Annotated in this window: 3 protein-coding genes and 1 tRNA gene; all 4 read left to right on the forward strand. The window is 68.4% G+C overall.

Annotation, left to right across the window (positions count from 1 at the left end; translation table 11 throughout):
• Positions 1-83: 83 nt before the first annotated feature.
• The 4 genes from ACR9ZJ_RS19175 to ACR9ZJ_RS19190 all read left to right on the forward strand — a co-directional run bounded on the left by ACR9ZJ_RS19175 (position 84) and on the right by ACR9ZJ_RS19190 (position 2,607).
• A complete protein-coding gene (locus tag ACR9ZJ_RS19175) occupies positions 84-755 on the forward strand; it encodes a tetratricopeptide repeat protein (protein ID WP_481288667.1) in 672 nt (223 codons plus the stop codon).
• An 11-nt stretch (positions 756-766) separates the two neighbouring features.
• Positions 767-1,873: a homoserine O-acetyltransferase MetX gene (metX, locus tag ACR9ZJ_RS19180; protein WP_481288668.1), complete on the forward strand. Its 1,107-nt coding sequence runs from the start codon at positions 767-769 to the stop codon at positions 1,871-1,873.
• 49 nt (positions 1,874-1,922) lie between these two features.
• The gene (locus tag ACR9ZJ_RS19185) at positions 1,923-2,501 is read left to right on the forward strand and encodes a cysteine dioxygenase family protein (RefSeq protein ID WP_481280110.1); all 579 of its coding nucleotides are present in this window, start codon (positions 1,923-1,925) and stop codon (positions 2,499-2,501) included.
• Between the two features lie 21 nt (positions 2,502-2,522).
• A tRNA-Leu gene (locus ACR9ZJ_RS19190) sits at positions 2,523-2,607 on the forward strand.
• Positions 2,608-2,775 lie beyond the last annotated feature (168 nt).

Raw genomic sequence — 2,775 nt, forward strand, 5'->3', positions numbered from 1 at the left:
GCCGGCGTCGCGGTGCAGGTGCGCCGTCGCGCACGACAGAACCCCACCGTCGGCACGCCGGCCAACGACACCGAGGACGACTGGTGACACTCGCGTTCTATCTCGTCGCGGCGGCGATGCTCGCCCTCGCGCTCGCCCTGCTGCTCGTTCCGCTCGTTCGCCAGGGCCGCCTGCATGGCCGCCCGCGCGGCGTGTTCGCATGGGTGGTGGCGATCGCCGTGCTCCTGCCCCTGGGCAGCGCCGGCATCTACATGCTCGTCGGCACGCCGTCGACCCTCGGTGGCGTCGAGCCGCCGAAGGAAATGACCGTCGGCGAAGCCATCGACAGCCTGCTGGCACGCCTCAAGGAGCATCCCGACGATGCCCAGGGATGGGTTCTCCTCGGCCAGACCTACAGCATGCTCAAGCAAGCGCCGGATGCGCGCGACGCCTACGACCGCGCCTTGAAAGCCGATCCGAAGAATGTCGCCGCGATGGTCGGCTGGGCCGAGGCCGACTCGCTGGTGAGGCCGGACCACCGCATCGAGGGCCGCGCCATGGACCTGCTCACCGGTGCGCTGGCCATCGAGCCGCAGAGCCAGCGGGCCTTGTGGCTGCTCGGCATCGCGCAATTCCAGCAAGAGCGCTACACCGACGCCGCGGCCTCCTGGCGTAAGCTGCAACCGCTGCTCGACCCGGATTCCAACGTGGCTCACGCCGTGGCCCAGCAGATCGCCCTTGCGGACAAGCGCGCCGGCGAAGGGCACACCCCGTGAAGGAACACCCCATGGGCGACGCCCGCCGCTACCACACGCTGTCCTCGCCATTCCGCATGAAGCGCGGCGGCGAGCTGCACGGCGCGCGCGTGGCGTTCGAGACCTGGGGCACGCTCGCGGCCGGGCGTGACAACGCCATCCTGATCCTCACCGGCCTGTCGCCCAGCGCGCACGCGGCGGCCAACGCCGAGGACCCCAGCCCCGGCTGGTGGGAGGACATGATCGGCCCGGGACGCGCGTTCGATACGGATCGCTATTTCGTCATCTGCGTGAATTCGCTCGGCAGCGACAAGGGTTCCACCTGTGCCGCTTCCATCGATCCGGCCACCGGCGAACCGTACCGGCTGACCTTCCCCGAGTTGTCGCTCGAAGATGTCGCCAACGCCGCGTACGAAGCGGTGACGGGGCTCGGTATCGCTCAACTGGCCTGCCTGGTGGGTTGTTCCATGGGCGGCATGAGCGCGCTGGCCTACATGCTGCTGCATCCGGGCGCCACGCGAACGCACATCAGCGTCGACACAGCGCCGCAGGCGCAGCCTTTCGCCATCGCCATCCGCTCCTTGCAGCGTGAAGCGATCCGCCTCGATCCGCACTGGAACGAAGGTCGCTACGACGGGGACGAGTGGCCGGAACACGGCATGAGCATCGCGCGCAAGCTCGGTGTCATCACCTACCGCTCGGCCATGGAATGGAACGGCCGTTTCGCCCGCATCCGCCTCGATCCGGAACAACGCGACGACAACGAGCCGTTCGGCTTCGAATTCCAGGTGGAGTCGTACCTGGAAGGCCATGCGCGGCGCTTCAACCGCCAGTTCGACCCGAACAGTTACCTCTATCTCTCGCGCGCCAGCGACTGGTTCGACGTGGCCGAGTACGGCGAGGGCGACGTGATGCGCGGACTGGCCCGGATCCACGTCGACCGCGCCCTGGTCATCGGGGTGAGCACGGACATCCTGTTTCCCCTGGAGCAGCAGGAAACCATCGCCAAGGGCCTGGAGGCCGCCGGGGCGCAGGTGGAGTTCGTGGCGCTGGACTCGCCACAGGGCCACGACGCCTTCCTGGTGGACATCGAGAACTACAGCCGGGCGATTGGGGGCTTCCTCCGCTCCCTGCTATGATCGGTGGCGACCGGCGTCCCCACGCCATCGCATCCAGAGGTTCCACCCCATGATCACGGTCGACTTCCCGGGCAGCCGCAAGCTCATCGAGGCCATCGACGCCTCGGTCGCCCAGCCGAGCACCCCGGCGATCACCGACACCCTGCGCAACGCGCTGTGCCGGCTGATCCGCTCGCAGGAGGTGCAGCTCCCCCCGTGCGTGTTCGAGACCGCCGGCGACCACTACGCGCGCCGCGAGCTCTACCGCAGCGAGGAACACGGCTACAGCGTGGTCGCCATGACCTGGGGGCCCGGCCAGGGCACCCTGATCCACGACCATAGCGGCATGTGGTGCGTGGAGGGCGTCTGGAACGGGGCGCTGGAGATCGTCCAGTACGAACTGCTCGACCACGACGCCCAGCGCTACCACTTCCGCCCCGTCGGCTCGATCCAGGCCGGCCCCGGCTCCGCCGGCAGCTTGATCCCCCCGCACGAGTACCACACCATCCGCAATCCCAGCGAGGATTCGGTGGCCGTCAGCCTGCACATCTACTCGGGCCGCATGACCCAGTGCGCCGTGTTCAACCCCCAGGGCGACGACTGGTACCTGCGCGACGAACGCCAGTTGGGCCTCGACCGCGTCCACTGATTCCCGCATAATCGCGCTCATGCCCGAGTGGTGGAATTGGTAGACGCAGAGGACTCAAAATCCTCCGCCGCAAGGCTTGTCGGTTCGAGTCCGACCTCGGGCACCACACATGGAAACCGTCCTCTCCGGGGGGCGGTTTTTTGTTTTTGCGGCGCGTGGGCTCTGCTTCGCCCTCGCGCTCGCCGTGTGCGTGGCGAGGGGAGCTGCCGGGCGCCACCCTCGGCGCGACGGTAGTCGCCGTCCCTTGGGAAGGGATGCCGCTGCGCGGCCGTGT

This window comes from Luteibacter sp. KNZ12-1A (assembly GCF_056755675.1).

Coding starts and splice junctions, on each gene's coding strand:
- metX (WP_481288668.1), top strand. CDS start 767: ATGGGCGACGCCCGCCGCTACCACACGCTGTCCTCGCCATTCCGCATG.
- ACR9ZJ_RS19185 (WP_481280110.1), top strand. CDS start 1,923: ATGATCACGGTCGACTTCCCGGGCAGCCGCAAGCTCATCGAGGCCATC.